The sequence below is a fragment of the Phycisphaeraceae bacterium genome (assembly GCA_019636555.1).
In the GTDB taxonomy this organism is placed as follows: Bacteria; Planctomycetota; Phycisphaerae; order Phycisphaerales; family UBA1924; genus JAFEBO01.
In genome coordinates this window covers 1,029,906-1,053,106 of sequence record JAHBXH010000001.1, presented here as the reverse complement: position 1 = coordinate 1,053,106, position 23,201 = coordinate 1,029,906, and the positions used below count along the sequence as shown (strand labels likewise).

Sequence of the window (23,201 nt, the reverse complement as noted above, 5' to 3'; positions counted from 1 at the left end):
TGTCGTGCACGCGAAGGAATCGGTGCGCCCCGAGGCCATGGTCGATGTGCAGGCCTCGCGCGATCAGCGCAACGTCGCGATCGATCGAGTGGGCGTCAAGGAAGTCGTATATCCCATCCGCCTGCGCGAGCCCGACGGGGGAGAGCAGACGACGGTCGCAAATATCAACATGTATGTTTCGCTGCCCCACTACAAGAAGGGCACGCACATGAGCCGCTTTCTGGAGGTGCTCAACGACCACACCTCGGAGCCGCTCACGCCGGATCGCATCCCGAAGCTGACCCGCGCGATCTGTGAGCGGCTTGGCGCCGAGGACGCGCACTTCGAAGCTCGCTTCACGTACTTCATCAAGAAGCTTGCTCCGGTGACAGGGCAGCCGGGATTGATGAACTTCAAAGTGAGCTTCGAGTGCAGCGCCAACCACGTTGATGATTTCGTCATGGGTGTCTCGGCGCCGGCGACCAGCCTCTGCCCCTGCTCCAAGGAAATCTCCGAATACGGCGCGCACAACCAGAGGTGCGAGATCGAGGCGAAAGTGAGGTTCAACGGAAACCTCTGGATCGAAGAACTCGTGAAGCACCTCGAGGCCGCGGCGAGCAGCCCTGTCTACGCCGTGCTGAAACGCCCCGACGAGAAATATGTCACCGAAAAGGCATTCGAGAATCCCAAGTTTGTTGAGGACATCGTGCGCGATCTTGCGGTGAGTCTGAACAAGGACGATCGCATCACCTGGTACCAGATCAACTCCGAGAATTTCGAATCGATCCACAGCCACAACGCGTACGCACAGATCACTCGCGACAAGCGGAAAGCGTAAGTCCAGATCCTGAGTCCTAATGTCCTCGGGCCTGCTTCACTCGATTCCGACCCGGGGCGCGAAACTCTCGGACCCAAGGTTTCCATGACTCAACCCTCCGCTTCCGGTTCTTCAACCGTCCTTGTCCGGTACTGCGAGTGCGACCCCATGGGTGTCGCGCATCACGCCTCCTACATCCCGTGGCTCGAGATCGGACGCACCGACCTGCTCCGCGAGACAGGAATCTCGTACAAAACTCTCGAAGAACGCGGCGTCTTCCTCGTCATCGTGAAACTCGAGGTCAAATACCGGCGACCTGTGCTCTACGACGACACCGTTGAGATTCGCACGAAGTGGGTCGGCGGCAGCCGCATCAAGATCGAGCACGAATACGAAGTCGTTGTTGTCCGACGCGAGAGCGCCAAAGAATCTCTCCCGCTTACCGCGGCGGTCGGCGCGACGACTCTTGCGTGCGTCAATCACGAAGGCCGTCCGATGGAACTGCCCGACTGGCTCGTCACGCGAACTTAATTGCTTCGATCGCGCCTCGCCGACTTCCTCTCGCTACTCATCCGAGCTGCTCGATTGCCTGATCCACGTTCTTCACCTGAACCAACTCGAGCCTTGCGTTCTTTGGCGCATGAATGCCGATCGACTTCGCCATCAAAGCACGCTTGAAGCCCAGCCGCGCCGCTTCCAGCAATCTCGCATCGATCTGCGAAGCCCCCCGAATCTCACCCCCGAGCCCCACCTCTCCGATCGCGCACGTCGCCGGATCGATGGCCTTGCGCGTCTGCGCGGAGGCGATCGCGAGCAGGAGCGCAAGATCGCTCGCCGGATCGACCACCCTCAATCCTCCGACGCTGCTCGCAAAGATGTCCCGGTCCGCGAGCCGCAAACCGGCGTGCTGCTCGAGCACGGCGATCAGCATCGCGAGGCGGTTGGAGTCCAGCCCGCTCGCCTTGCGCTTCGCGGCACCAAGAAACCCGGTAGCGGTCAGTGCCTGTATCTCGATCAGCACGCACCGCGAACCAGACATCACCGGGCAGACCACGCTCCCGATCCGCGGCTCGGTACCCGAAACCGGCGAAACGCCGGCGCTGTCCGGAATCTCGCGAAGTCCGTCCCCGGTCATCTCGAACAACCCGATCTCCAGCGTTGTGCCGAACCGATTCTTCACGGCGCGCACGACGCGATGCTGGTGGTATCGCTCGCCTTCGAAACTGATGACAGTGTCTACAAGATGCTCAAGCAGGCGAGGCCCCGCCAATTGCCCGTCCTTCGTCACGTGCCCGACCAGCATCACGGCGATGCCGCTCTTTTTTGCGAGATAGACCAGTTCCGAAGCGCAGCGGCGCAGCTGCGTGATACTCCCCGGTGCCGCCGGCACATCGCTCCGGTAAATCATTTGTATGGAATCGATAACCAGAACCCGCGGCATGACACGCCGCGCCTGCTCCACGATCCGGGCAAGATTCGTGTCGCTCAGAAGGAACAATTCCTTCTCGCTCTGCGAACCGAGTCGGACTGCGCGTTGCCTCACCTGCGAGGCGGACTCTTCGCTCGAGACGTAGAGAACCCGAGTGCCGTGACGTGCCATGCTTGCCGCGGCCTGCAACAACAGTGTGCTCTTGCCGATTCCCGGTTCCCCGCCCACCAAGACCGCCGATCCTGGCACAACACCCGCGTTCTCGCTCGATGCCGCCGAAGCTCGCGATTTTCCAAGAACCCGATCCAGTTCATGAATCCCGGAACTCATCCGCTCAACGTTTGCCTCATCGTCCGCGATATCGTGAATCGGCCGGGCGTGCGCGCCCGATTCAACTTCGGCGCCCTTTGGTTCGGTGAGTTCTGTCCACGCGCCGACCAGCGCCGCCTGAGGATCCCTTGCCGCGTTTGGATCGTGCGACGCCTCTTCGAGGCTGTCCCACGTCCCGCAATCGGGGCATTTGCCAAGCCAGCGGTTCTGCACAGCGCCGCACGAGCGACAAACAAAGAGTGTCTTGAGTTTGGCCACGAAACCAATGTAGCGTCTCGCAAGGGCGCTCCCAAGCCGCGGCCTTGTTCCAAATCTGTAGATACGCCTTTGGCACGCAAAAATCCGGCGCTACCCCGGGCTATTTGCTGACGCGTGACGCATGCCGCGCCCTCGCCGCGCCGTTTTCGATGTAAAATACCTGTCCGCGCGGGCAAGGTCGTCCGCACTTCATGACCACTCAGAATTCTGCCAAACCCAGAAAGCGCCGCGTCCGTCGGCTCTTCATTGCGCTCGCGTGGCTCGTCGGGGTTTCCCTGGGCTTCTACTACGCGCTGACGCAGGGCTTCCTGGGTCGGTGGATCATCGAATCTATTTTGTCGAATCGAGTTCGCGCCATCGCCACGCTCGAAGGCATCCACATTCACAAGAGCGGACGAACAGATCTCTTTGGCTTGAAATTCCGCGTGCCCGATGTTCCCGGTAAGCCCGGGACCTTTTTCGAGTCCAAACGCCTCGAAGTCGATCTCGATACCTCGAATTGGCGCAAGGGCGAGATCGGACTCCAAGCCGTTGCCGCCGACGGAATCGTCGCTCGGATCTGCCAGAATGCCGAAACCGATGCGGTGAATATCCAGAGTTGGCGTCCCCCAACAGGAGGCGGCGTCGGAAGATTACCTCGCGTGGTCGTTCGGTCGGGCACCATCGAGTTCGGTGAAAATCGCGGCACCGATCTCACGATCTTGAAGTCGTTCGATGTGCGGGGCGAGGTCGTGCCGGAAGGACCGGACTCGGTCACAATCAACTTCAAAGAAATCCGCAAGGGGCCCGATCAGACTGAATCTCTCGGGATGGCGGTTGGAGGCAGGATTGATCCATTCGGCGTCGAACTGGTCCTGACCAACGTCTCCCTCAGCGATTGGCCCGCCGAATCGGTCCCCAGCAGGTTGCGCCCGATCTTCCAGGAACTCGCGCTCTCGGGCGAGATCTCGCGAACTCGCCTGCAATACTCGTTCCGGCAGGATTCTTCGTCCTCGCCCGAAGATTCGATCAACGGCGTCGCCGCAACGCTCGAGTTCAACAACCTCGGTGTTTCCCTTCCCGGGATCAGCGAGCAACAGTCGATCGTCGCGCACATCCCCTCCAACACGCTCGAACCGACCGACCCGCATCACCTGATGCGCGTCGCGGCGGACCGGGGAACGATCACCTTCGTCGCGGGGCGCACCGAAGCGAGGCTCAGCGGCAGTGTGGAGGGCGTGCCCTATTCCGTCCAGGCGATCTACCGCGGAACGACGACACAATCGCCGTTCGAAGCGGTGTTCACGCTCGGAGAATTCGACCTGCAAAAGGATTCTCCGATACTGCGATTCGCGACACCACTGGTGCTCGAGCGCCTCGCCGATTTTGGAAACCCCACCGGCAAAGTGAAGGGCCAGATCATTCTGTCGCGCGCCGCGGATCAGGAAATCCAGTATCGCGGTGAAGTGCGGATGCGCGACGGCGTCGCGGCGTTCCACCGCTTCCCGTACGAGTTTCAGAAGCTGCGTGCCTGGGTCAACTTCACCCGCGACGAAGTTGTCATCCAACGCATCGAAGGCGAAGCGCCCAACGGCGCGTCCATCGTCGCCGACGGTCGCATCGCGCCGCCGGTCGAGGATGCCTCGGTGCTCGTCAACGTCCGGGCGGAAAACGTACCCATTGATCAGAAAGTCGAAGAAGCGCTCGGCCCGAAACGCTCCAAACTCATCCGCCGCGTTTTTAACCGGGAAAAATACGACGAACTTGTTGCAAGGGGAGACATCCGTCCGCCACCGGGCGACAGCTCCGCTATCCCCGACGCAGACGAGCCGGACGCGCCGCCGATCTTTGAACTCGGAGGTCGGGCGTCCATCGGCGTGGTGGTGACGCGCGACCTTGGTCCGTCGGAAGATCCCTGGCACGATACCGTCACTGTCGATATCGCGCACGCCGGCTTGCTGCCAGAGAAATTTCCGTACCCGCTCGTGGGCGACAACGTGCGCGCGGTCATCACCGACGGTCTGCTGCACCTCGACAATGTCGAACTGCATGGCCTCCGCGGCGGCACGGCCCGCGTAACGGCGGATCTCGACGCCACGCGCCGCCCGGATGACGAGCCCGAACCGGATCCGACGATCCGGGTGGAAGCGTCCGACTTCATGATCGATGGCTTGCTCGTGCAGGCGTTGCCCGACAAAAATGACGGCAGAAAATCGGCTCGCTCCATCGTCTCCGCGCTCGGCCTCACCGGCTCCATCGATGCGCTCGCGATCATCGCCCCGAAATCCGGGCAGGACCTCGGCGTGCGAGTCGAAATCACGCCCCGAACGCTCGAAGCCGTGCCACGGTTGAAAGTTCCGGCGATTCCGCTCGAGAACACGCCGCTTGCCGGAGAGGTTGTGCTTCGGGACTTGTCCGGCAAAATCGTCTCGGACGACGACCTCCTGCAGCTTGATTTGAAGGGCGTTGCCGCACGCGATGCAGTGGATCAAGGTGCGGACGGACTCCCACCCGGCTCTCCGTTTGTGCTTCGTGCCGATGCCGATGTCACCGGAAGTCGATCATCCGAAGTCACGTTTCAGTGCGATCGCCTCGACCTCAGCCTCCCGCTCGAGGGTGTTCTGGCGATCGTGGCGCCGTCCTCCGCCATCACTCTCAGCGAGATGCGCGAGACCTATCAGCCGGTCGGGCTGCTCGACCTGAACGTGAAGGCAAACGTCACACCCGATCGGACCGACGCCACCATCGATCTGGCATCGATCAGTTCCGCTCGCATCACGCTTCCGGCTATTCCCGGCGCCGCCGACAGCACCGAAATCGCCGTGTCCGGTTCTTCCGGAAGCATCCGCGTAATACCCGGCGAAGGTGGCAAGCCCACCTCGATCGAGTTCTCGGATTTCCGCGCCGACGTATCGAGCGGAGACGCTCCCGACGGCACTGTGCACGCCAGCGGCGTGACGGCGTTGCTGCACGGTTCGCTCGCGCACCCCGCAGGACGCGAGAGTTCTCTGAATCTGAATTGGAGCAACGCCCAGATCGGTTCGCCGCTCTGCCGCTGGATCGGCGCGACCATGCTGGGCGAACTGGCGGGCGATCTTCATGCCCGCCACGATCCACAAGGACCGTTCGATCTCACCTTTCGGGTGCTGCCCGGTGGGGACCAACCCAGCATCCGGGGTGAACTCCGCCCACGCTCGCTCCGACTCACGATGAGCGACGGCGTTGTCGACTTTCCTCGAATCGATGGCGTTGCACGCTTCGATCGAACGTCCGTCTCTTTTCAGGACGCTGTTCTCGATGCCGAAAAGTGGAAAGTCGCGGTAAGCGGCGACTGGAAGCGCCACGATTCCGGGCGCAGCAACGGATCGGTTCATCTCGCGATAGACAGCCTCGGCATCCCGGCGGATCTCGTCGCCGCGGCACCCGCAGGGATTTGCGACGCACTGCGCGATCTGAAGGTCGATGCGACCGGCGCGGTGCGCATCCCCACTCTCGATGTCCAAGCCTGGTGGGACTCGAGCCCGGGCGAAGATTCAAATGGTCGGCCCGATCGCCTCAAAGCGGTGGGCAAGCTCGAGATCGAGGGCGGAAGCGCCGACGTCGGCGTCGATGTGACGCAGGCCGATGGCAACGTTGAGTTCGAGGCGTTCCGCGAGGGTCGCGATGCCCTGCTTCGATACGACCTCTCGGGCCGCTTTGATCAGCTTCGACTCGCCGGGGTTCAGGTCACCGAAGGTCGTGTTCGCGTCGTCAGCGGCGAGAAGTCGGGAGAGACTTTCGTTCCGCTCGTCTCGGGCGATTGTCACGGCGGCAGGATCAGCGGCCAGGCTTCGGTGTTCCCTACCGGCGGCGACACGAGCGGCACAGAACGGGATTTTGATGTTCGACTCGCCTTGTCCGGAGTCACGCTCGGCCCGCTCATCGAAGACTTGCGCCAAAAACTCGCAAGCGAAGGAGCGGAATCCTCCGGATCTACCCAGGCTTCAAGCGGCAGCGCAACCGCCGACTCCGCCTCGCGCAGCACAGCCCGTCTCGATGTCGGTGTGTCGCTCACCGGCACGCTCGGAAAGCCCGAAACCCGGCGCGGTCGCGGCACCGCTTCGGCCGGCCAGGGAACACTTGTGAGCTTGCCGCTGGTCATCCGGCTCGTCGAGGCGAGCAACCTGATGCTGCCTCTGGGCGAACCGCTGGACTTGCTCCAGGCCTCGTTCTTTGTTCAGGGCCGCACGGTGTCGTTCGAAGAGCTGTCGATCTTCTCCGCCAGCGTGGAGTTTCTGGGCTTCGGAACGCTGACGTGGCCGGGGATGGAACTCGACATGATTTTCACGCACAAAGCCACGCACCGCATCCCGATCGTCGGGCACGTGCTCGAAGGGTTGCGGAACGAACTCGTCACCACGACCGTGGGCGGCACGCTCTCGAATCCGAGCTTTGGCGTGTCATCGATGCGGGGGGTTCGTAGCGTTCTCGGGCAGATTTTCGGCGGATCGCCCGACGAGCAGGACCGACGCATGCGCGAGCTCGAACGCCGCGGCCGGCGGGGGAGCGAGCGAGTTCGCGTCGCGCCAACGGGCCCGCGATAAGGGTCAATTCAGGACCGTCCCCATCGCCCGAGCCGGGCGCGCCAAGAATAGAGGTTCCCTCCGGTCCCCCCGGGGAAATTACGATTCGCTACAGCACACAAGAGAGAAATTTGAAGTGGACCCTCAAAAAAACAATCTAAACGTTGAACTCACAGGCCTTGTTGACACCGCGACTTCAGCTCCGTCAGGCAAGAACAGGCTGACCAGCACGACGACCGAAGACCCGGTCGTCGGAGAATTGGTTGACCAGATTCTCGAAGCGGTCGGAGGCAAGCCCGGCACCCCCGAGTACCGGCTCGTGCGCGACCTGCTCGTGACCGGAAGCAAGCTCCTTCCCGACGGTCGCCACACCGGCGAGCTCAAATTGATCACGGCCGCCGTGAAGGAGATGCGCTACGCCTATCGCGTCTTTGCCCGATACGCCGACCCGCACAAGATCACGATCTTCGGAAGCGCGCGGACACCCGAGAATCACCCGGACTACAAGGCCGCGGTCGAATTCAGCAAACTTATGAGCAACGCTGGCTGGATGGCCATCACCGGAGCCGGTGACGGCATCATGAAAGCCGGGCACGAGGGACCGGGAAGAGCCGGTTCATTCGGCGTCGCCATCCGGCTTCCCTTCGAGCAGCAGACAAACACGGTGATCGCGGGCGACGAAAAGCTCATTCACTTCCGATATTTCTTCACGCGCAAGCTGATGTTCATCAGCCAGGCCGAGGGAGTGGCGCTCTTTCCGGGCGGCTTCGGAACGATGGACGAAGCGTACGAAACGCTGACGCTCGTTCAGACCGGGAAAGCCGCTCCGATGCCGATCGTCTGCATCGAGGGCGAAGGCGGAACCTATTGGAAGAGTTGGGACGCCTGGGTCAAATCGGACCTGCTCAAGAGCGGCTGGATCAGCCAGGAAGACTTGAGCCTGTACTACATCGCGAAGGATCCGACCGACGCCATGAATCATGTGCTCGCGTTCTACCGCAACTATCACTCTTCGCGCTACGTCAAGGATGACCTTGTCATCCGCATGCGGCGACCCCTTTCCGCGAAGCAGGTCTCCGAACTCAACGGCGAATTCAAGGTTCTGATCCGCGAGGGTGAGATTTCGCAGCGGGGCGCCTTCGAAACAGAGACCGATGCGAGAGAACTGCCCCGTCTGGTTTTCACTCATACAAAGCACAAGATGGGCGTCGTCCGCAAACTGATCGACCGCATCAACGAAATGGGTGGCTGAAGCGCCGCCGGCGTCGCGGCCATTCGCTTGCCAAGGAAACGCGGCCCTCCTTGTCCATGAGGCAACCAATCTGTTCGGCCTTCGCCCTGCTCGTCGCTCTGTTCGCAGGCGGCTGTGCTTCAATGCCCACAGAGTCGAAACCGATTCCGATTGCGGAGCAGAACGCCGCCGACGGACTCGAGCTTCGTCTGTGGCCGATCGAAGACACGCCGGGGTCGCTCGCCCGCACCCTGGCACCGTACGAGCGAACAGAATCTCCCATCGACGGTCGCACGCTGCAGCGCCTCAAAGAGTCGGGATTGCGTGCGCTGGTGGTTCCGACCGATCAACTCGATTCGATCGCCGCCAGCCTGAAGATGCGCGGGACAATCGAAACGCAGGCCTCGCGCGATCGCTCGGAATGGAGCATCTTTGTCGCGAGCAAGGGCTGGCAGAGCTACGCCACCATCCGCTCCGCCGACGGGAATCTCGTGCTCGGTGGCGGGCAACTCCGACTGTTGGGCCGTGCGTGGGTCGCTCCCGGTCCGTTCGAGGGCGAAAAAACGCCCGCCGTGCTTCGCGTCGAATTGCTCGGTCGCCACGTCGAGGAAAAGGACACCGCGTCGAGGATTGAAGATGCGCTTCGGCCTCAACTTCGCCGCCCGATCGACGAAGACGGCTTGCCCTTGAACTCGCTGAAAGCTTCCTTTGAACTGACACGAGGGCAAAGCCTTTTGCTCATCCCCGAATACCCGGACACCAATTGGGCCAAGGACGCCCGCCTTCCCAACTACATCGAGCTAGAACCGGAAAAAGGGGCCGAAGCAGCCGAGGCCGATCAAGTCGCCCGAGGTGTCGGTCCGATCGCGCCGGATGTGCCCACGCTGGGGCATGCCCTTCTCTCGGATGCTCTTTTCGGGCTGAGGCCCAAGCGCCGTGCGATCCTTGTTCTGGTGCCTCGGCTGCCCCCGGAGTTCAGGCTCTTTCGCTAGCGCCGGCTCCCGCTCAGGCGGCCGCCGCCAGTTGGTCTTTGACCATTCCCGAGACCCACGAGAGTCCCCACGGCACGCCGAGGAACATGCCCGCGATCCAGTCCATCGGGATGAGTCTTCCCACCGGCAACAGATCGCCGGTGATTGCCGCACTCGCCAATCCCGAACCCTGCATGAATATCGTCACGATGGGCGCCAAGATTGCGGTGAGCATGACTCCGACATAAGGCGCGAGCGAAGGCTTGGAATCGATGCCAGCAATGACCAGCCCGCCGGCGCAACCTGCGCCGATTCCTGCGAGCACACCTGCGAATACGCACTGCCCTTTCAGAAGCGAGATCGAGCCGAGCGCACAACCAAATGCCGCGCCTATGAGAGCGGCTGCGACGCCCAAAAGCCCGCGGTAGTCCCGGACGAGCGCCTTCAGTCCCTCGAGAAGCCCCGTACGCACTTCTGTCAGCGCGACGGCGTTCTCGTCGGCATCGATCGGGCGCGGCTTCTGCACGAGTGTGACGACCCAGAGCACGGGAATTGTCAAGATGGCCGCCTCGATCGCCATCATCCAAGCCGACGTCACCGGCGAAGAACTCTCTCGAAAAATCATCTCTGCGCGGCCCGAGCGACAGGCAACCCAGACCAGCGTGAATCCGGCACAAGCCATGCCCATCGGACGCGTCACCGTTTTCGAGCCGAACATGCCGACAACCGCCGCGATGGCAAGCGCGCCAAGACTGAGAGCGATTCCGAAGAGCGGCGCCTTGCTCGTCAGGGCCGTCGCCTCGCCGGAGCCCGCCGGCGACCGCAGCATCGCCGGCAATAGCCCGGCCACCGGCCCAAGGATCAGAACGGCCAGAACCAGACTCACCCACTCGAAAATAGCCTTTCGCATGACAGGATCATCGGCCCGAAAGGGGGCCGGGGCAAGAGCAGCAGCGGCGCGTTAGCATCTTCAGACGCAAGGACGCTCACTCTCGGCCCCCCGACGGTCGACTGCTCACAAGGAATCTGCATGAACAAGCCACCCACGGTCCAGAACGGCGCCACTCGGATGAGCCGGCCCGTCGCGCTTGCCGATCTCACCGAAGACCTCCTCTGGCCCAAACTGCTCCGAGTCCCGGCGCTCGCGCTACGACCCGCGAGCATTACGATCGGGTTCTTCGGGCTTCTTGCCGCCAGCCTCATCGGCGACCTCACCAAGCTGTGGCAGCCAAGCCGCGATCCTTCACTCGGGACGATTCTCAGCGACGAGATCGAACGCGGCGCTTCGGGCTTCTGGCGCGAGGGAATGCGGGGAATCCAGAGCGCGGACGGCGCCGCGTGGCAGAACGCCTTCGAAGCGGTCGTGCGTATCCCGCGCGTCCTGTGGGATTACTTCTCGTGGGGTTCGCTCATCGGCATCCTTTCAATCGCCGTGCTCCTCATTGCCGGCGGTGCAATTGCGAGAATCGCCGCGTGCGACTTCGCGCACGGCGTACGCATCTCCTGGGTCGAAGCTCTCGGCTTCTCACTCAAGAGGTGGCACTCTCTTCTGCTCTGCTTCGCCGGTCCCCTCCTCATCGCGGCTCTGGTTTGGCTCGCGATCGCCGCCTCCGGCTGGGCTCTCTTTTCGTTCGCGTGGACGCAGATCATCGGCGCCGTGCTCTTCGTCCTTGCGCTCCTCGGTGCGACGCTCGCCGTCGCGCTGATCGTCCTCACCGTCCTCGGTTCGCCCCTCCTTGTTCCTGCTGTTGCCTGCGAGGACGCGGATGCGATCGAAGCCATGCAGCGCGCATTCGCCTACGTTCCCGCTCGTCCTCTCCGCTACGCGCTCTATGTCATCCTGACCGTGATGGTCGGGATGCTCGCAGTCGCCGCGGCAGTCGCTGTCTCGTCGGGAATCACTTCCTTCGCGGTCGCCGCCGCGAGCGCATGGGCCAAACAGCCTCCCCGCCTTTTTTCCGATCCTCTGGCAACTCCGTCCGGCGCCGCCGAATGGTTCCTGCGGCTCTGGATCGGGCTCCCGCTACTGATCGCCGCGGCGTACGCCTTCAGCGTGATCTTTTCCGGCTGCACCATAATCTATCTGCTCCTCCGGCGAGTCGTCGATGGCCAGGCAATTTCTGACATCTGGGTCCCGGGAGTTGTCCCCGGCACCGCGATGCCGTCCGATCCGAGCGCCGGAGCGAATCCCGTTGATGCCGCGGCATCGCGCGAAGCGGACGACGAAGATTGAACCAGACCCGCGAGCCGAACCCGAGATTGCGGGCTCTCGCGGGCCTGCTCGCCGAGCACTCGGTTCCAAACGTCTTTGTGGTTCATCGAGGCACGCGCCGCGAGCTGCACGCGCGTGCGACAGACCTGCCGCACGAACTCGAATCGATCGTTCGCGATGACGGCGTGTTGGAAATCCCGGCGCTGCAAGCCTCTATTCTTTTTTCGGGCGGAAACGTGCGCTGCGTCTGCGCCAACACCGAACTCTCGATCGCAATTCTCAAAGCGCTCGCCGTCCAAGAGCAAACCTAAGGGAGAGGCGCTAGGTGTTCCTGCGTCAAGACTTGCGGCAACTGATCGAGCGTGCGCGCCATCCCGATTTCGTACGCGCCGACACGCGTCCGGCGCAGCGATGCGAGCAGCCCTCCGCAGCGGAGAGATTTTCCCAAGTCCCGTGCCAGACTCCGAATGTACACGCCCTTGCCGCAGCGGACATGAATCTCTGCCAGCGGCCAGTGGTACGAGGTCATGTTGATCGCGTGAATCCGGACGGGGCGCGGCGCGAGCGGCGCGTGCGTTCCTTCGCGCGCCAGCTTGTACGCCCGCTCTCCCCCCACTTTCATCGCCGAGAACTGCGGTGGCAACTGCATGATGTCGCCGTGAAAAGCCTCGAGTGCGTGTTCGACCGTTTCGCGGTCCGGAACTGCCTCGATTTGCACGTTTGACACTTCACCGCCGAGATCGTCGCTCGTCGAAGTGCGCGACAAGTCCACCGTCGCCGAATATTCCTTCTCCGTCGCCATCAGTTCGCCGACCGCGCGCGTCGCCTTGCCGACCAGCACCACCAGAACACCCGTTGCCAGCGGATCGAGCGTGCCCGCGTGCCCGACTTTGATGCGCTTGGGTGCGCCGCCCCGCCGGAGCCGCGCCCGAATGATGGCGCACACGTCCATCGAGGTGAATCCTTCTCGCTTGTCGACGACGAGAAGCCCGAACGGGGTTGGAAGATGTTGCGAGACGTTGGTCATCGAACGCTCTCGCCAACCTGACTCGATCCCTTTTCCGGCGGCACGACCAACACCGTCTCGCACCGTCCCTTGGCAATATTCAATCCGCGCAGGATGATCGCGCGATTCCGCTCATCAGCGCTCGGTTCCTCACGCCCGCTCACAATCCGTACTCTCGGCCCCGCCACCGAGTTGTCCTCTTTCTGAATACGCCCGCGCGTCAGGAATATCAGGCTGTCTTCGGTGTACCCGCTCATCGTCACCGGTAAATCCACGCCCTGCGCGCCGCTCGCCTTCACAACCCGGGTCGGCAGCATGAGCGCCACCGGTGCGACCGCGCCGAGCAGCAACCCAAAGCCGATGATCGCCGCGCCCGCCGCGAAGCAGATCGAATCAACCGCTCGCATCCGCTCAAGCCGCCGACCCGCTGCGAAGAAAAGCACCAGCATGAAGACGATCGGCACGACCAACCACCAGCTTGTGCGGGGCGATGTCTCCCCCGCCAGGTTGCTTGCCCACCAGCCAAGTTGTCCCCACCAGGACGGTGAGAGCGCCAGTGCGCCGAGTGCGATCAGGACGACGAGCCCGGTACCGAACCAGAATCGCGTCAGATGCAGGAAGGCGCCCGCCGGCTTCGTTTCTCCGCTCGCCGCGAGATCGACAAGCCACGCCGCCGCGAGTATGCACATCGCCGGGTACAACGGAAGTGTGTAATGAGGAAGCTTCGTGCTGATCGCTTCGTAGACAATCCAGCTCGGAACGATCCACGCCAGCAGGAACGCGTCGCGCGGTCGCGCGATGCACGATTGCCGCAGCCGCTCGCGCCAGCCCGCCCGCATTCTTCCATCGCCGCCTGGACGCGTCGATTTCCCGAACGAACCGATCGCACCGGGAATCCCGAGTGAAATCGGCCAGAGCAGGAAAAACAACAGCAGCAGGTGATACCCTGGCGGCCCCCAGTGCCCCTCTTTCCCCTCGATGCTCCGCCCGATCGTTTCGTTCCAAATTGTGTTCCAGTAGTTCTCAAAGCCCACTCGCGCCGCAACCGCGTAAACCCACGGGCCGACCACGAGCGCCACGATCACCACCCCGAGCAACGGACGCAAAGCCAGAAGCCATCGCCATTCGCGGCGTGCGAAGCTCCACGCGAGCGCGGTCAGAGCAGCGATCATCGGCGCAATCGGCCCCTTCGCCAGCACGCTCAGCCCGATCAATACCCAGAACAACGCAACCATCGGCAGCGATCTCGCGCCCCTCACGATCCGCCAGAGCGCCCATTGCGTGAGAACCACACAAAGCAGCAGCAGTTGATCCGCCCGGGCCTGATGCGCATCGAGAATGACGACCGGACTGAGGGCCAATCCGATCGCCGCGACAAACGCCGTCGTTCTTCCCGTCATCGAGAGCGCCATCCGCCACGTCGCCGCGACCGCCCCGATTGCACACAGCACGCCCGGAATTCGATACATCCAGATCGCATCGAACTTCGAATCACCCCCGGAAAACACCGCGGCACTCGCGGCTTGCAACCAGTAGACAAGCGGCGGCTTGTTCAATCTCGGACGATCCTGCACATACGGAACAGCCAGCCCCCCGCCGTGCCGCGCCGAATCCCGCGCACCTTCCGGCAGCGCGACGCTCTCGAACATCTGCCGGCTGGCCTGCGCGAAGCGAGCCTCGTCGCGATCGATCGGCGGAATCGTGAACAAGCCCGGGATGTACGCCGCGAGGCACAACAACAAAATCAACGGCAGCGACCACGTAGATTCCGCGATCCGACGAAAGATGGACGGCGCGCCCGATTCGAGCGCGTGCGGAGTGCGGAGCAGATCACCGGCGGAATCCAAGCGTGAATTGGAAGGCCGCCCGTGCAAGGTGTCAAGCGCCCTGCAACAATCCGGAGCGATGGAACCCGCGGAGCGCGCGCATCACAGCGCAACAACCCCCGATTTTCCGCCGATTTCCCCTCGGGCTCGCCTCGGCACGCCTTCTTCCGGCCCCGGCTACTGGCCCGTGTTGCCCATCGCGATCGGCCTCTGCCTCATCCCGCTCGACGGCGCGGTGCGCGGGTGGGTCTACTCCCATCGGACCGGCGGCGATCTGCGCCGCGAGCTTGAGTTTCTCCAACAGTTCGGCGCGATCAGCAGCATCGTCATCCTCATGATCGCCTTCGTGATCCTCGATTCGCGCCCGCGCGAGTGGAAACGCGCACGCATCTTCGACTGGATCGTCGCGGCATGCGCCACCGGCATCACCGGACACCTGCTCAAAATCTTCATCGGCCGCCCGCGCCCGCTCTTCGACGATCCGATGCACATCCTCGGCCCCGTCGGAAAATACCCTGTCGAACTCAAGGACGGCAGCCTTGCTCTCATCCACGCCTGGGATTACAGCAGCGGCGTCGCCAGCGATCTGTGGTCCATGCCGAGCAGCCACGCGCTCGCCGCCGCATCGCTCGCGGTCGCCCTCACGATCCTGTATCCAAGGCTGCGTTGGTTGTGCGTCGGCTTGGTGATCGTGGTGTGCATCGCGCGCGTCGTGCTCGGCGCACACTACCCCAGCGACGTGTTCGTCGGCGCCGGGATCGGCTGGTGGGTGGCCTCCGTCGCGATGAGATCGCGCTGGGGTTCGCGGCTCGTTGCACGCCTCGTTCCCAGCGCAGCGGTCGCAACCGCTTCGGCGGCGGCGTAGTCTCAACGCGATTTCAATGCGACAGAGCGAAGACGATGCTTTACCGCGAATGCCGCGTCGCAGAACATCGCTTTTGCGCGAATGCCGCATCGATCGTGAGCCGGATGAAGTGAACGCAGCCGTTCGGACGCCGGGCGAATACCGCCCTAAACTCCCGCCCTTCTCCGGAGAGGTGTCCGAGCGGCTGAAGGAGCAGCACTGGAAATGCTGTATACGCGCAAGTGTATCGGGGGTTCGAATCCCCCCCTCTCCGCTTTGATCTTTGAAGCACCCGCGAGGTGCATCGTCTATCGGTGGATTGTCGCGAAACCACGCGTGTAATGCGTGGTTTTTTGTTTGCTCAGACGATTGGCGTTTTGGGTGGGGCCGGATATGTCGCACTTTGGAGACGAGCGTCTAAAGGGCAACATATGGAAGTGCATTCGTTTAGCACGCTTCTATTTCACGGTAACATGCCGATATGGACGACGACGAGTTCGATTTCAGAGCCGCGCTGCAGGAAGTTGTAAACGAGTGCCGCAGAATCGGCTACAACCCCATTGGGTTTATGGGCATGGTCACCAGTTCAAATGCGTTTGAAGCGGTACGAACGCTTCTTGCGAAACGGGAACCATCTGAGGGATTTACGACACTGTGGGGAAAGAAACGGTTAGATCTCACGGTAGAAGCGATCGTGCTCAAGCCCGAATGGCGCAGTTTTTTCACGCCATCAGAGCGCGACACCGCACGGCGTCGATTGGCTGCTGCCCAATATCGAGCCCCTTGGGACGATGACGAACAGCCTGTGATTGACAATGCTCAGATTGAATCGCTTTTGAAGGAACTGGTTGCATCCAAGGGTGACAGGAGCGCGGGCAAACGGATTCGCACCCAGCTGCGAAAGCTTGGTTACCACGGCGGCCTGCGTTCCAGGGATATCAATATCGAGCGAGGAGGTGGGCACGCAGTAGTCCCGAATGCGACGAGCGTGACCGCCGTGCCGACGATCTTGCCCCCGGTTTCAAATCCCGAAGGGCTCCTGGCGCGAATTCGGTCTGTTGCTGGCCTTCCCGAACGGAATCACGAGGATGTCGTAAAGGACTTTCTTGTAGCTCTTGGATTTCGGGCAGATTCGATCGTTTTTCAGCAAGGCCGGATCGATCTATGCGTGCTTACGCAAGACCGGAAGACGGCAGCAATATTCGAAGTAAAAAGAACGATCGCGGTGGAATCGGAACGCACGAGCGCTCGACGGCAAGGCATGGACTACGCCATGCAAACTGGCGCCCTGATTGTCGTTGTTACTGACGGCGATCGATACGAGATCTATGACCGACGCAAAGGCCATGAATACGAAACGATGCTGAGCGGTAAGTTCCAGCTATCCGCGTATCGAGAAGCGGATACGGCGTTTCTCGATCTACTCCGTCCGGAGCAGCTGTGCAGCACGCGAATGTAGCGTGGAAATGTTGTCGAAACGGGATTAACGACTTTCGAGCATCTGTGCCTGGCGGCGCCAGTCAAGCTGCTGGGCTATTCCACTCACCTCGCTCAATTGCAAAGTCTGCCGAACTGCCCCCGTCAAGATGGCCTTGAGTGCGGCGGGGCCGAGCCGCGTGAGGTGGAGAAGATTGTGCACTCGGGAAGCACTCAGCCTTTCGCCACGCGCGATGTCCCGCACCGACTTGCCATTCTCGATGATTTCCCGCAGCCAGAAGAAAGCTTGTCCAATCGCGCGAACCAAGTGTTCCCTCGGCAACGGTTGTCCTGCCACATCGGCCTGCACGACAAGCTCGCGTCCATCCGGTGCCAGCAACATACGGCGGCCATCAAGTTTCTTGATTTGAACGGACAGACGCAGGATGGTCACACCCTCTCGGCGATTCACCTCCGGCTTGATTGGACAGATCGGCATTAAAGTTCTTGGTTGCTGTAGCAACATGTCCTTTCGCAAGATCGCAGAAGGTTCCTCTGCGTGCGTTCCACTCTTCCTCTCGTTGATTTGGATCTCGAGATGATCGGGTGCAACCACAACCTCTCGAATCACTTCTCGGATGAAGTGGTCTCGCTTTTCAGGCGTGAGGCTGCTCCAGTTTGCCGAGTGCTTTTCCGCAATGAAGTTCATCACTACGGCGCGCACCAATTCATCGATGTGAGCCGCATTTAGTGATCCGATAGGGCATGAGCGGTATCCCTGCCTTATCGCCTGCTGGCTGACGTAGTAACGAACGAGCCGCGTTTGATTTTCCTTCTTGGACATTCCCTTTGATGCACGCCGCACGCTTGTCGGGCTCATCGCATGACCCGCGTGTGTTCTGAGCAAGCCCTTCAGTAGGTGTGTATGCGTCCACCGATGACGAACATCGCGATTAGCGATTTCCATTTTGGATTGAACGGCATCCCATGTTCGACGATCGACGATTGCCTCGTGCAGGCCATCCCACACTTCCGTGTTGCCCTGACGAGTGTGCGTGATCTTGCCCAGGTAAACCGGATTCGTCAGGACACGATAAATGTATTTAGCCGTCAGTGAGCGCCCGCCGTGCCATCGCCCCTTTGAACTCTGCCACTTCCTGGTGGCGTGCCCTTTCGCGTTCAATCGCTCGGCAATTCCAACCAACTCGCCTGATTCGATGTATTGCTGATAGATCGTCCGAACCAGCGTGGCTTCGCTCGGAACAACCCACAGCCGCCGTTCCTCTTCCTTTTTGGGCAGGCGATATCCCAGCGGCGGCTGACCACAGACCCAAATTCCCTTCTTCTTGGTCGCTGCAATCTTGTCGCGGATGCGTTCTCCCGATACTTCCCGTTCGAACTGCGCGAAGGACAACAGCATGTTGAGCGTAAGCCGTCCCATGGAAGTGGTCGTATTGAATTGCTGCGTGACCGAAACAAAGCTCACGTGGTGCTCGTCAAAGATCTGCATCAGCCGCGCAAAATCGGCGAGCGATCGCGACAGCCGATCGACCTTGTACACCAAAACGACATCCACACGGCGAGCACGAATATCTTCCAGGAGTTTCTGGAGTCCCGGCCGTTCCGTGCTGCCGCCGGAATAGCCTCCGTCGTCATACTGCCCGTTGACCGCAATCCAGCCTTGATGCTTCTGACTGCGAATGTAGTCATGCCCGGCCTCTCGCTGAGCGTCCAACGAGTTGAAGGCTTGTTCCAGACCTTCCTCACTCGACTTGCGCGTGTAGACCGCGCATCGCACAATGGTCATTCTAACTCCTTTGCTTGAAGCGCTGACGAGTCGTTTCCGGGTGGCCAGCGCCAATCGCGGACCCGTTATGCGGCACGACTCCTTCGCCGCAATCCGAAGAACCGAGGGCCAGACCAGTGCGTGCCAGTGATTGCCATAGCAATTTGACTTAAGCTGGCAAACTCTCGCTCACGAAACCGGAATCCGCGTTCGAGCACGACGACCTCATAAGTGACGCCGCGCCACTTCCGAAGCAACCGTGTGCCTTGCTTGAGTTGGATAGGGGATTCATGCCGACGGATGACCGACTTTGTGCCCAGTCGCCTTTCTCTGCCGCGCTGTTCTTCCGGTTGAGCTCGACTCTGCACGCTGCGCATGGCCGCATCCAAGAGTCGTTTGGTTAAGGGATCGAATCCACCCCGCTGCTTCTCCTGAAGCCGCCACGCGATTTCTCGAACCAGCAATCTTCTCTGAGACGGTGGCTTCGACTGACTGAAATGGCGAGCCCAAACTTTGCACAACTCGGAAAATGACATCGAGGGGAGTATCGCCAGGTCAACTGCGTGCTTTGTTGTCTTGGCAGACTTCACCGCTTCGACTCCGTCTTTTTCGAATATCCTTTCTTATTCGCGTCAACTGCCAGTGTGAATTTTCCAGGAGAAACGCGGCGGAAACGCGACTCAGAACGGCGGATCTTTATCTCGCGAATGATCGCGGAGTACAGCGTCGCATCCGGAGTTTTTCCGCCTGCGCTTTTCCAAAGGCCCGCCTTCTCCATTCGCTCGATCAGGATTTTTACGCTCATGCCAGTCACTGCGTCTCGCTTTGCAAGACGACCGAGAACTTCGGCCGCGGCATCGAGGGCGCTCATGCGAGGCTGGGAGCTGGCTCTAGCAATTGCCGCGATGTTCAATGGCGCTTGAGCACGGGGCGGGGCAACCGACACGGTAATGCGTCCACGGCGGGGCTTCTTGGTCGATGCGCTAGTCGTCTGCTTTCTAGATGTCATGACGCGGCTCCTTCGCATCGCCCCGAGTCGCTGGTGACGCCAAATTGGGCGTCTTTTCAAGTCCGGCAAGTCGTCAACGATGCAACCAACATGAGGGCAAGGACCGAGTCGTATTGCAAGGCAATTACGTCGATTTCGCTCGATTGCCGTCACCGTGCGCGCACGCCGCCATTGAAAGTCGCATGAATAGATCGAATCAAGGTCATTAAGGGCAGGGATCACTTTCGCTGGCAACTACATGGTGCATATCCCGGCCGCGACCGCCGGGAATAACTTTGCTGCAGCTGTCCGACCGCCAGCAAAGGGCTCGAATTGCACGGACTGCCTTGAGCCGTCACGGAGCGGACAAATCCCGTACTATGAAAGCAAATCAATCCCTGGTCGGCGTCCGGCCGAGGGCCGTTGAACGCTGGAACCGAGAGGATCGTGTGGGCAACACTATTGCATCTCAGTACGGACTCGAAGCCAATCAGGGGGACGCATGAACCCGGGCTCGATTGTTCGATGCCGCAACCGAGAGTGGGTCCTTCTTCCAAGTGACCAACCCGAATCCTGCCTTTTGCGCCCGCTCACGGGGGCCACAGATGAGGTGGTCGCGGTCCATCGACAGTTGACAGAACTGGTGCCCCACACCTTTGACGAGGAACGAGTTCGATCAGCAACCTTTCCGCTCCCTTCGGTCGACGATCTGTCCGACGCCGCCGGCGCTCAACTCCTGTGGCAGGCCGCGCGGCTAACCCTGCGCGAGGGCGCCACTCCATTCCGGTGCCTCGGTCGAATCTCCATTCGGCCACGCATTTACCAGCTTGTCCCCCTGTTGATGGCGCTGCGGATGGCCCCGGTGCGGCTGCTAATCGCCGACGACGTGGGTATCGGCAAAACCATCGAAGCCTTGCTGATTGCCCGAGAGATGCTGGAGCGTGGCGAGATCAAGAGGATCTGCATCCTCTGCCCACCGTACCTCTGCGAGCAGTGGCAAAAGGAGCTTGCTGAAAAGTTCAACCTCGACGCCGTGGTGATTCGCTCGGGCACAGTCGGACAACTGGAGCGCCGAAAGGTCGGACAAGCAAGCATCTACAAGCACTATGCCATACAGGTCGCCAGCATCGACTTTGTCAAGACAGAGCGCAACCGCCATCTCTTCCTACTGGACTGTCCCGACTTCGTCATCGTGGACGAAGCCCATGGCTCGGCGGTCGCTGACAATGGCAGCGAATCTCAGCACCAGCGGCATGCGCTCGTGCAAGAGCTCGCAGCGAGGTCTGACCAGCACCTCGTTCTGCTGACAGCCACCCCTCACAGCGGCGTGGAGAGCGCGTTTCGCTCACTGCTGTCTCTGTTGAAGCCGGAGTTCGCCGATTTCGACACCACTTCCATGAACGAAGCCCAGCGCATCGAGCTCGCGCGGCACTTTGTTCAGCGGACGCGACGAGACATCGAGAGCGACTGGGAGGGATCGCATTGCTTCCCAAAGCGGGAGCCGAAGGACGAGACATACAGGCTTTCACCGAAGTACCGGGACCTCTTCGGCAAGACGTACGACTTCTGCTGTGAACTCGTGAAATCTGGAGGTTCTTTGGGGGAACGCCATCAGCGCGTCCGGTATTGGGGCGCCCTCGCGCTCCTGCGGTGTGTGATGTCGAGCCCGGCGGCGGCGTTGGCGGCGCTCGAATCGCGGCACGACAACGTCGCGGAGTCAGACGATGAAGCTGACTTCCGGCCATTCGTGTTCGAATCGAGCGAAGACCGCACCGATGACGAACAGCCCGCACCACCGGTCCAAGCGACCGAGGCGACCCTGGCTGAAGCAGAACGGCGGCGGCTGCGCGACCTGGCGAGGCTTGCGCAATCGCTTCACGGGTCTGACGGCGACACAAAGCTCACCGAATGTGCCAACCTGCTAGTGAAGCTCCTCAAGGACGGGTTCAATCCGATCGTCTGGTGTCGGTACATCGCCACTGCTGAGTATTTGGCCGCGGGATTGAGCAAACGCCTGGAACGATCCGTGCCTGGGGTTCGTGTCGTCGCTGTCACCGGTCGTATGACCGACGACGAGCGAATGACCATCATCCAGGAAGTCGAGTCGTATCCGCGCCATGTACTCGTGGCCACCGATTGCTTGAGCGAGGGCGTCAACCTCCAGCAGGGCTTCAATGCCGTTCTCCACTACGACCTCCCTTGGAATCCAAACCGGCTCGAACAACGCGAGGGCCGGGTGGATCGATATGGCCAACCGTCGAGAACGGTGCGTTCCATTCGATTCTTCAGCTCGGACAATCCCGTGGACGGTGTCGTCCTCGATGTCTTGCTCAACAAGGCGACGGAGATCCATCGGACTCTGGGTACCCACGTTCCTGTGCCAGAAGAGAGCGAAACGGTCACCCAGGCAGTGCTCAGTGCGCTCTTCCTGCGCGGCCGTGCGGCCGACGCCGATCAGCCTCTGCTCGACTTCGGAAACGCAAGCCCGGATGTGACGAGCCTGCACCATCGGTGGGAGCGTGATGCGGAGCGCGAGCGAGTTAACCGAACGCGGTTCGCTCAGCGGGCGCTTAAGCCTGCGGAAGTGCGCCAAGAGCTCGATCGAACTGATGCCGTGCTCGGCGATCCGGCCGCCGTACGAGAGTTCGTCCTCGCAGCGGCGCAACGGATCGGGATGAACGTGATGGCCGAGAAGCGAGCCGACGTGTTCCGCATCCCGGTTAGCGATGCAGCAACCGCTAGCGTTCCTGCCGCCGTGCGCTTCGCGTTGCCACCTAACAGAGCTGGCCACTGGCTCGTCACGTTTAGCTCCCCGAATGACAGTGACACGGAGTACCTCGGGAGGAACCATCGATTTGTGGCGACGCTCGCACGGTACCTCATGGAGGAGGCCCTGACCAAGGCTGGCAAGGCGGTCGCCGCCCGGTGCGGAGTCATCCGCACGAAGGCCGTTTCCAGATTGACCACGATCGCGCTCCTCCGCGTTCGTTACCTGGTGAACCAACCGGACCGCGTGCCTTTGCTCGCTGAGGAGGTCGTCGTGGAGGGGTTCACTGCCACGACCAGGGGCGCGACCTGGCTCGAGGATGGCGCGGCACTGGCACTGCTTGCTGACGCGAAGCCCGATGCCAACGTGGCGATGAACGAGAAGCGGACACTCATAGCTACCGCCCTCGAATCCTGGCCGCCCCTCAACACACAGGTCCAGACACGAATCGATGCCCGGGCATCAGAGTTGGAGCGCGGCCACAAACGTGTACGTCAGGCGGTCTCGATGAAAGTCCGCGATCTCAAGGTCAGCCCGCAGCTCCCGCCGGATCTGCTCGGGGTTCTGGTGATGCAGCCGGTGGTGTAACTGATGGCGACACACCCTTCCATCCGGATCGAAGGTGGCCTACTCGGCCCCGACCTGCTAGACAGGCTCACCTCCGGTGACTTGCCGGGTCAGCGGGTGGCCGACTTTGGCATCGAGGGGAAGCGCAACCTAACGGATGAGATTGCCACCGCATTCGCGGACGCCCGTGCGATGTGGGGGGTGTTCCAGAATCGCCTCTCCCGCCTGGACGA

At 61.5% G+C, this 23,201-nt stretch carries 17 protein-coding genes and 1 tRNA gene; 11 read left to right on the top strand and 7 right to left on the bottom strand.

The features are described 5' to 3' along the window. Positions 1 to 37 precede the first annotated feature (37 nt). Together KF691_04290 and KF691_04285 are read left to right on the top strand one after the other, a co-directional pair. Positions 38 to 817, top strand: a complete 780-nt coding sequence (locus KF691_04290; protein ID MBX3388655.1) for a GTP cyclohydrolase I FolE2 — start codon at positions 38 to 40, stop codon at positions 815 to 817. Positions 818 to 901: 84 nt separating this feature from the next. Then, the gene (locus KF691_04285; protein MBX3388654.1) at positions 902 to 1,327 is read left to right on the top strand and encodes an acyl-CoA thioesterase; all 426 of its coding nucleotides are present in this window, start codon (positions 902 to 904) and stop codon (positions 1,325 to 1,327) included. Between the two features lie 37 nt (positions 1,328 to 1,364). On the opposite strand, the gene radA is transcribed toward KF691_04285, so the two are convergent. After that, complete coding sequence (gene radA, locus KF691_04280; protein ID MBX3388653.1) at positions 1,365 to 2,813, bottom strand: DNA repair protein RadA; 1,449 nt, start codon at positions 2,811 to 2,813, stop codon at positions 1,365 to 1,367. A gap of 191 nt (positions 2,814 to 3,004) precedes the next feature. Here radA and KF691_04275 point away from each other — a divergent pair, with 191 nt between their 5' ends. From KF691_04275 to KF691_04265, 3 genes are all read left to right on the top strand, one after another. Continuing rightward, the gene (locus KF691_04275; protein ID MBX3388652.1) at positions 3,005 to 7,375 is read left to right on the top strand and encodes a hypothetical protein; all 4,371 of its coding nucleotides are present in this window, start codon (positions 3,005 to 3,007) and stop codon (positions 7,373 to 7,375) included. A gap of 115 nt (positions 7,376 to 7,490) precedes the next feature. Beyond that, positions 7,491 to 8,606: an LOG family protein gene (locus KF691_04270; GenBank protein ID MBX3388651.1), complete on the top strand. Its 1,116-nt coding sequence runs from the start codon at positions 7,491 to 7,493 to the stop codon at positions 8,604 to 8,606. A gap of 122 nt (positions 8,607 to 8,728) precedes the next feature. Beyond that, positions 8,729 to 9,577 (top strand): hypothetical protein, encoded by an 849-nt coding sequence (locus KF691_04265; GenBank protein ID MBX3388650.1) that lies wholly within the window; start codon positions 8,729 to 8,731, stop codon positions 9,575 to 9,577. Between the two features lie 13 nt (positions 9,578 to 9,590). On the opposite strand, the gene KF691_04260 is transcribed toward KF691_04265, so the two are convergent. After that, positions 9,591 to 10,466, bottom strand: a complete 876-nt coding sequence (locus tag KF691_04260) for a hypothetical protein (protein MBX3388649.1) — start codon at positions 10,464 to 10,466, stop codon at positions 9,591 to 9,593. A gap of 120 nt (positions 10,467 to 10,586) precedes the next feature. Between KF691_04260 and KF691_04255 the strand changes: the two genes are divergently transcribed. Together KF691_04255 and KF691_04250 are read left to right on the top strand one after the other, a co-directional pair. Further along, on the top strand, positions 10,587 to 11,789 hold the full coding sequence (locus KF691_04255; protein MBX3388648.1) for a hypothetical protein: 1,203 nt from the start codon (positions 10,587 to 10,589) through the stop codon (positions 11,787 to 11,789). Continuing rightward, positions 11,786 to 12,079: a hypothetical protein gene (locus KF691_04250; protein MBX3388647.1), complete on the top strand. Its 294-nt coding sequence runs from the start codon at positions 11,786 to 11,788 to the stop codon at positions 12,077 to 12,079. Before KF691_04255 ends, KF691_04250 begins: the two co-directional genes overlap by 4 nt. Here the strand turns inward: KF691_04250 and truB are convergent. Both truB and KF691_04240 read right to left on the bottom strand, forming a co-directional pair. Further along, positions 12,076 to 12,795 (bottom strand): tRNA pseudouridine(55) synthase TruB, encoded by a 720-nt coding sequence (truB, locus tag KF691_04245; GenBank protein ID MBX3388646.1) that lies wholly within the window; start codon positions 12,793 to 12,795, stop codon positions 12,076 to 12,078. The genes KF691_04250 and truB overlap by 4 nt on opposite strands. Beyond that, complete coding sequence (locus KF691_04240) at positions 12,792 to 14,621, bottom strand: glycosyltransferase family 39 protein (protein MBX3388645.1); 1,830 nt, start codon at positions 14,619 to 14,621, stop codon at positions 12,792 to 12,794. Before KF691_04240 ends, truB begins: the two co-directional genes overlap by 4 nt. A 58-nt stretch (positions 14,622 to 14,679) precedes the next feature. Between KF691_04240 and KF691_04235 the strand changes: the two genes are divergently transcribed. The 3 genes from KF691_04235 (at position 14,680) to KF691_04225 (ending at position 16,903) form a co-directional block, all read left to right on the top strand. Beyond that, positions 14,680 to 15,465 carry a phosphatase PAP2 family protein gene (locus KF691_04235; GenBank protein ID MBX3388644.1) on the top strand — a complete coding sequence of 262 codons (786 nt, stop codon included), beginning with the start codon at positions 14,680 to 14,682 and terminating at the stop codon, positions 15,463 to 15,465. A 166-nt stretch (positions 15,466 to 15,631) separates the two neighbouring features. Beyond that, positions 15,632 to 15,718: transfer RNA gene (locus KF691_04230), tRNA-Ser, on the top strand. A 207-nt stretch (positions 15,719 to 15,925) separates the two neighbouring features. Beyond that, positions 15,926 to 16,903 (top strand): type I restriction enzyme HsdR N-terminal domain-containing protein, encoded by a 978-nt coding sequence (locus KF691_04225; protein MBX3388643.1) that lies wholly within the window; start codon positions 15,926 to 15,928, stop codon positions 16,901 to 16,903. A gap of 24 nt (positions 16,904 to 16,927) precedes the next feature. Here KF691_04225 and KF691_04220 read toward each other — a convergent pair whose 3' ends face one another. The 3 genes from KF691_04220 to KF691_04210 form a co-directional block, all read right to left on the bottom strand. Next, positions 16,928 to 18,667 carry a recombinase family protein gene (locus KF691_04220; GenBank protein MBX3388642.1) on the bottom strand — a complete coding sequence of 580 codons (1,740 nt, stop codon included), beginning with the start codon at positions 18,665 to 18,667 and terminating at the stop codon, positions 16,928 to 16,930. A gap of 65 nt (positions 18,668 to 18,732) precedes the next feature. Beyond that, positions 18,733 to 19,236 (bottom strand): DUF2924 domain-containing protein, encoded by a 504-nt coding sequence (locus KF691_04215; protein MBX3388641.1) that lies wholly within the window; start codon positions 19,234 to 19,236, stop codon positions 18,733 to 18,735. Then, a complete protein-coding gene (locus KF691_04210) occupies positions 19,233 to 19,517 on the bottom strand; it encodes a winged helix-turn-helix domain-containing protein (GenBank protein ID MBX3388640.1) in 285 nt (94 codons plus the stop codon). The genes KF691_04215 and KF691_04210 overlap by 4 nt, the downstream gene beginning before the upstream one ends. Before the next feature lie 748 nt (positions 19,518 to 20,265). Between KF691_04210 and KF691_04205 the strand changes: the two genes are divergently transcribed. Continuing rightward, complete coding sequence (locus tag KF691_04205; protein ID MBX3388639.1) at positions 20,266 to 22,989, top strand: DEAD/DEAH box helicase; 2,724 nt, start codon at positions 20,266 to 20,268, stop codon at positions 22,987 to 22,989. The last annotated feature ends 212 nt before the right edge of the window (positions 22,990 to 23,201 follow it).

Coding starts and splice junctions, on each gene's coding strand:
- KF691_04290 (MBX3388655.1), top strand. CDS start 38: ATGGTCGATGTGCAGGCCTCGCGCGATCAGCGCAACGTCGCGATCGAT.
- KF691_04285 (MBX3388654.1), top strand. CDS start 902: ATGACTCAACCCTCCGCTTCCGGTTCTTCAACCGTCCTTGTCCGGTAC.
- KF691_04275 (MBX3388652.1), top strand. CDS start 3,005: ATGACCACTCAGAATTCTGCCAAACCCAGAAAGCGCCGCGTCCGTCGG.
- KF691_04265 (MBX3388650.1), top strand. CDS start 8,729: ATGCCCACAGAGTCGAAACCGATTCCGATTGCGGAGCAGAACGCCGCC.
- KF691_04260 (MBX3388649.1), bottom strand. CDS start 10,466: ATGCGAAAGGCTATTTTCGAGTGGGTGAGTCTGGTTCTGGCCGTTCTG.
- KF691_04255 (MBX3388648.1), top strand. CDS start 10,587: ATGAACAAGCCACCCACGGTCCAGAACGGCGCCACTCGGATGAGCCGG.
- truB (MBX3388646.1), bottom strand. CDS start 12,795: ATGACCAACGTCTCGCAACATCTTCCAACCCCGTTCGGGCTTCTCGTC.
- KF691_04235 (MBX3388644.1), top strand. CDS start 14,680: ATGGAACCCGCGGAGCGCGCGCATCACAGCGCAACAACCCCCGATTTT.
- KF691_04225 (MBX3388643.1), top strand. CDS start 15,926: ATGGACGACGACGAGTTCGATTTCAGAGCCGCGCTGCAGGAAGTTGTA.
- KF691_04220 (MBX3388642.1), bottom strand. CDS start 18,667: ATGACCATTGTGCGATGCGCGGTCTACACGCGCAAGTCGAGTGAGGAA.
- KF691_04210 (MBX3388640.1), bottom strand. CDS start 19,517: ATGAGCGCCCTCGATGCCGCGGCCGAAGTTCTCGGTCGTCTTGCAAAG.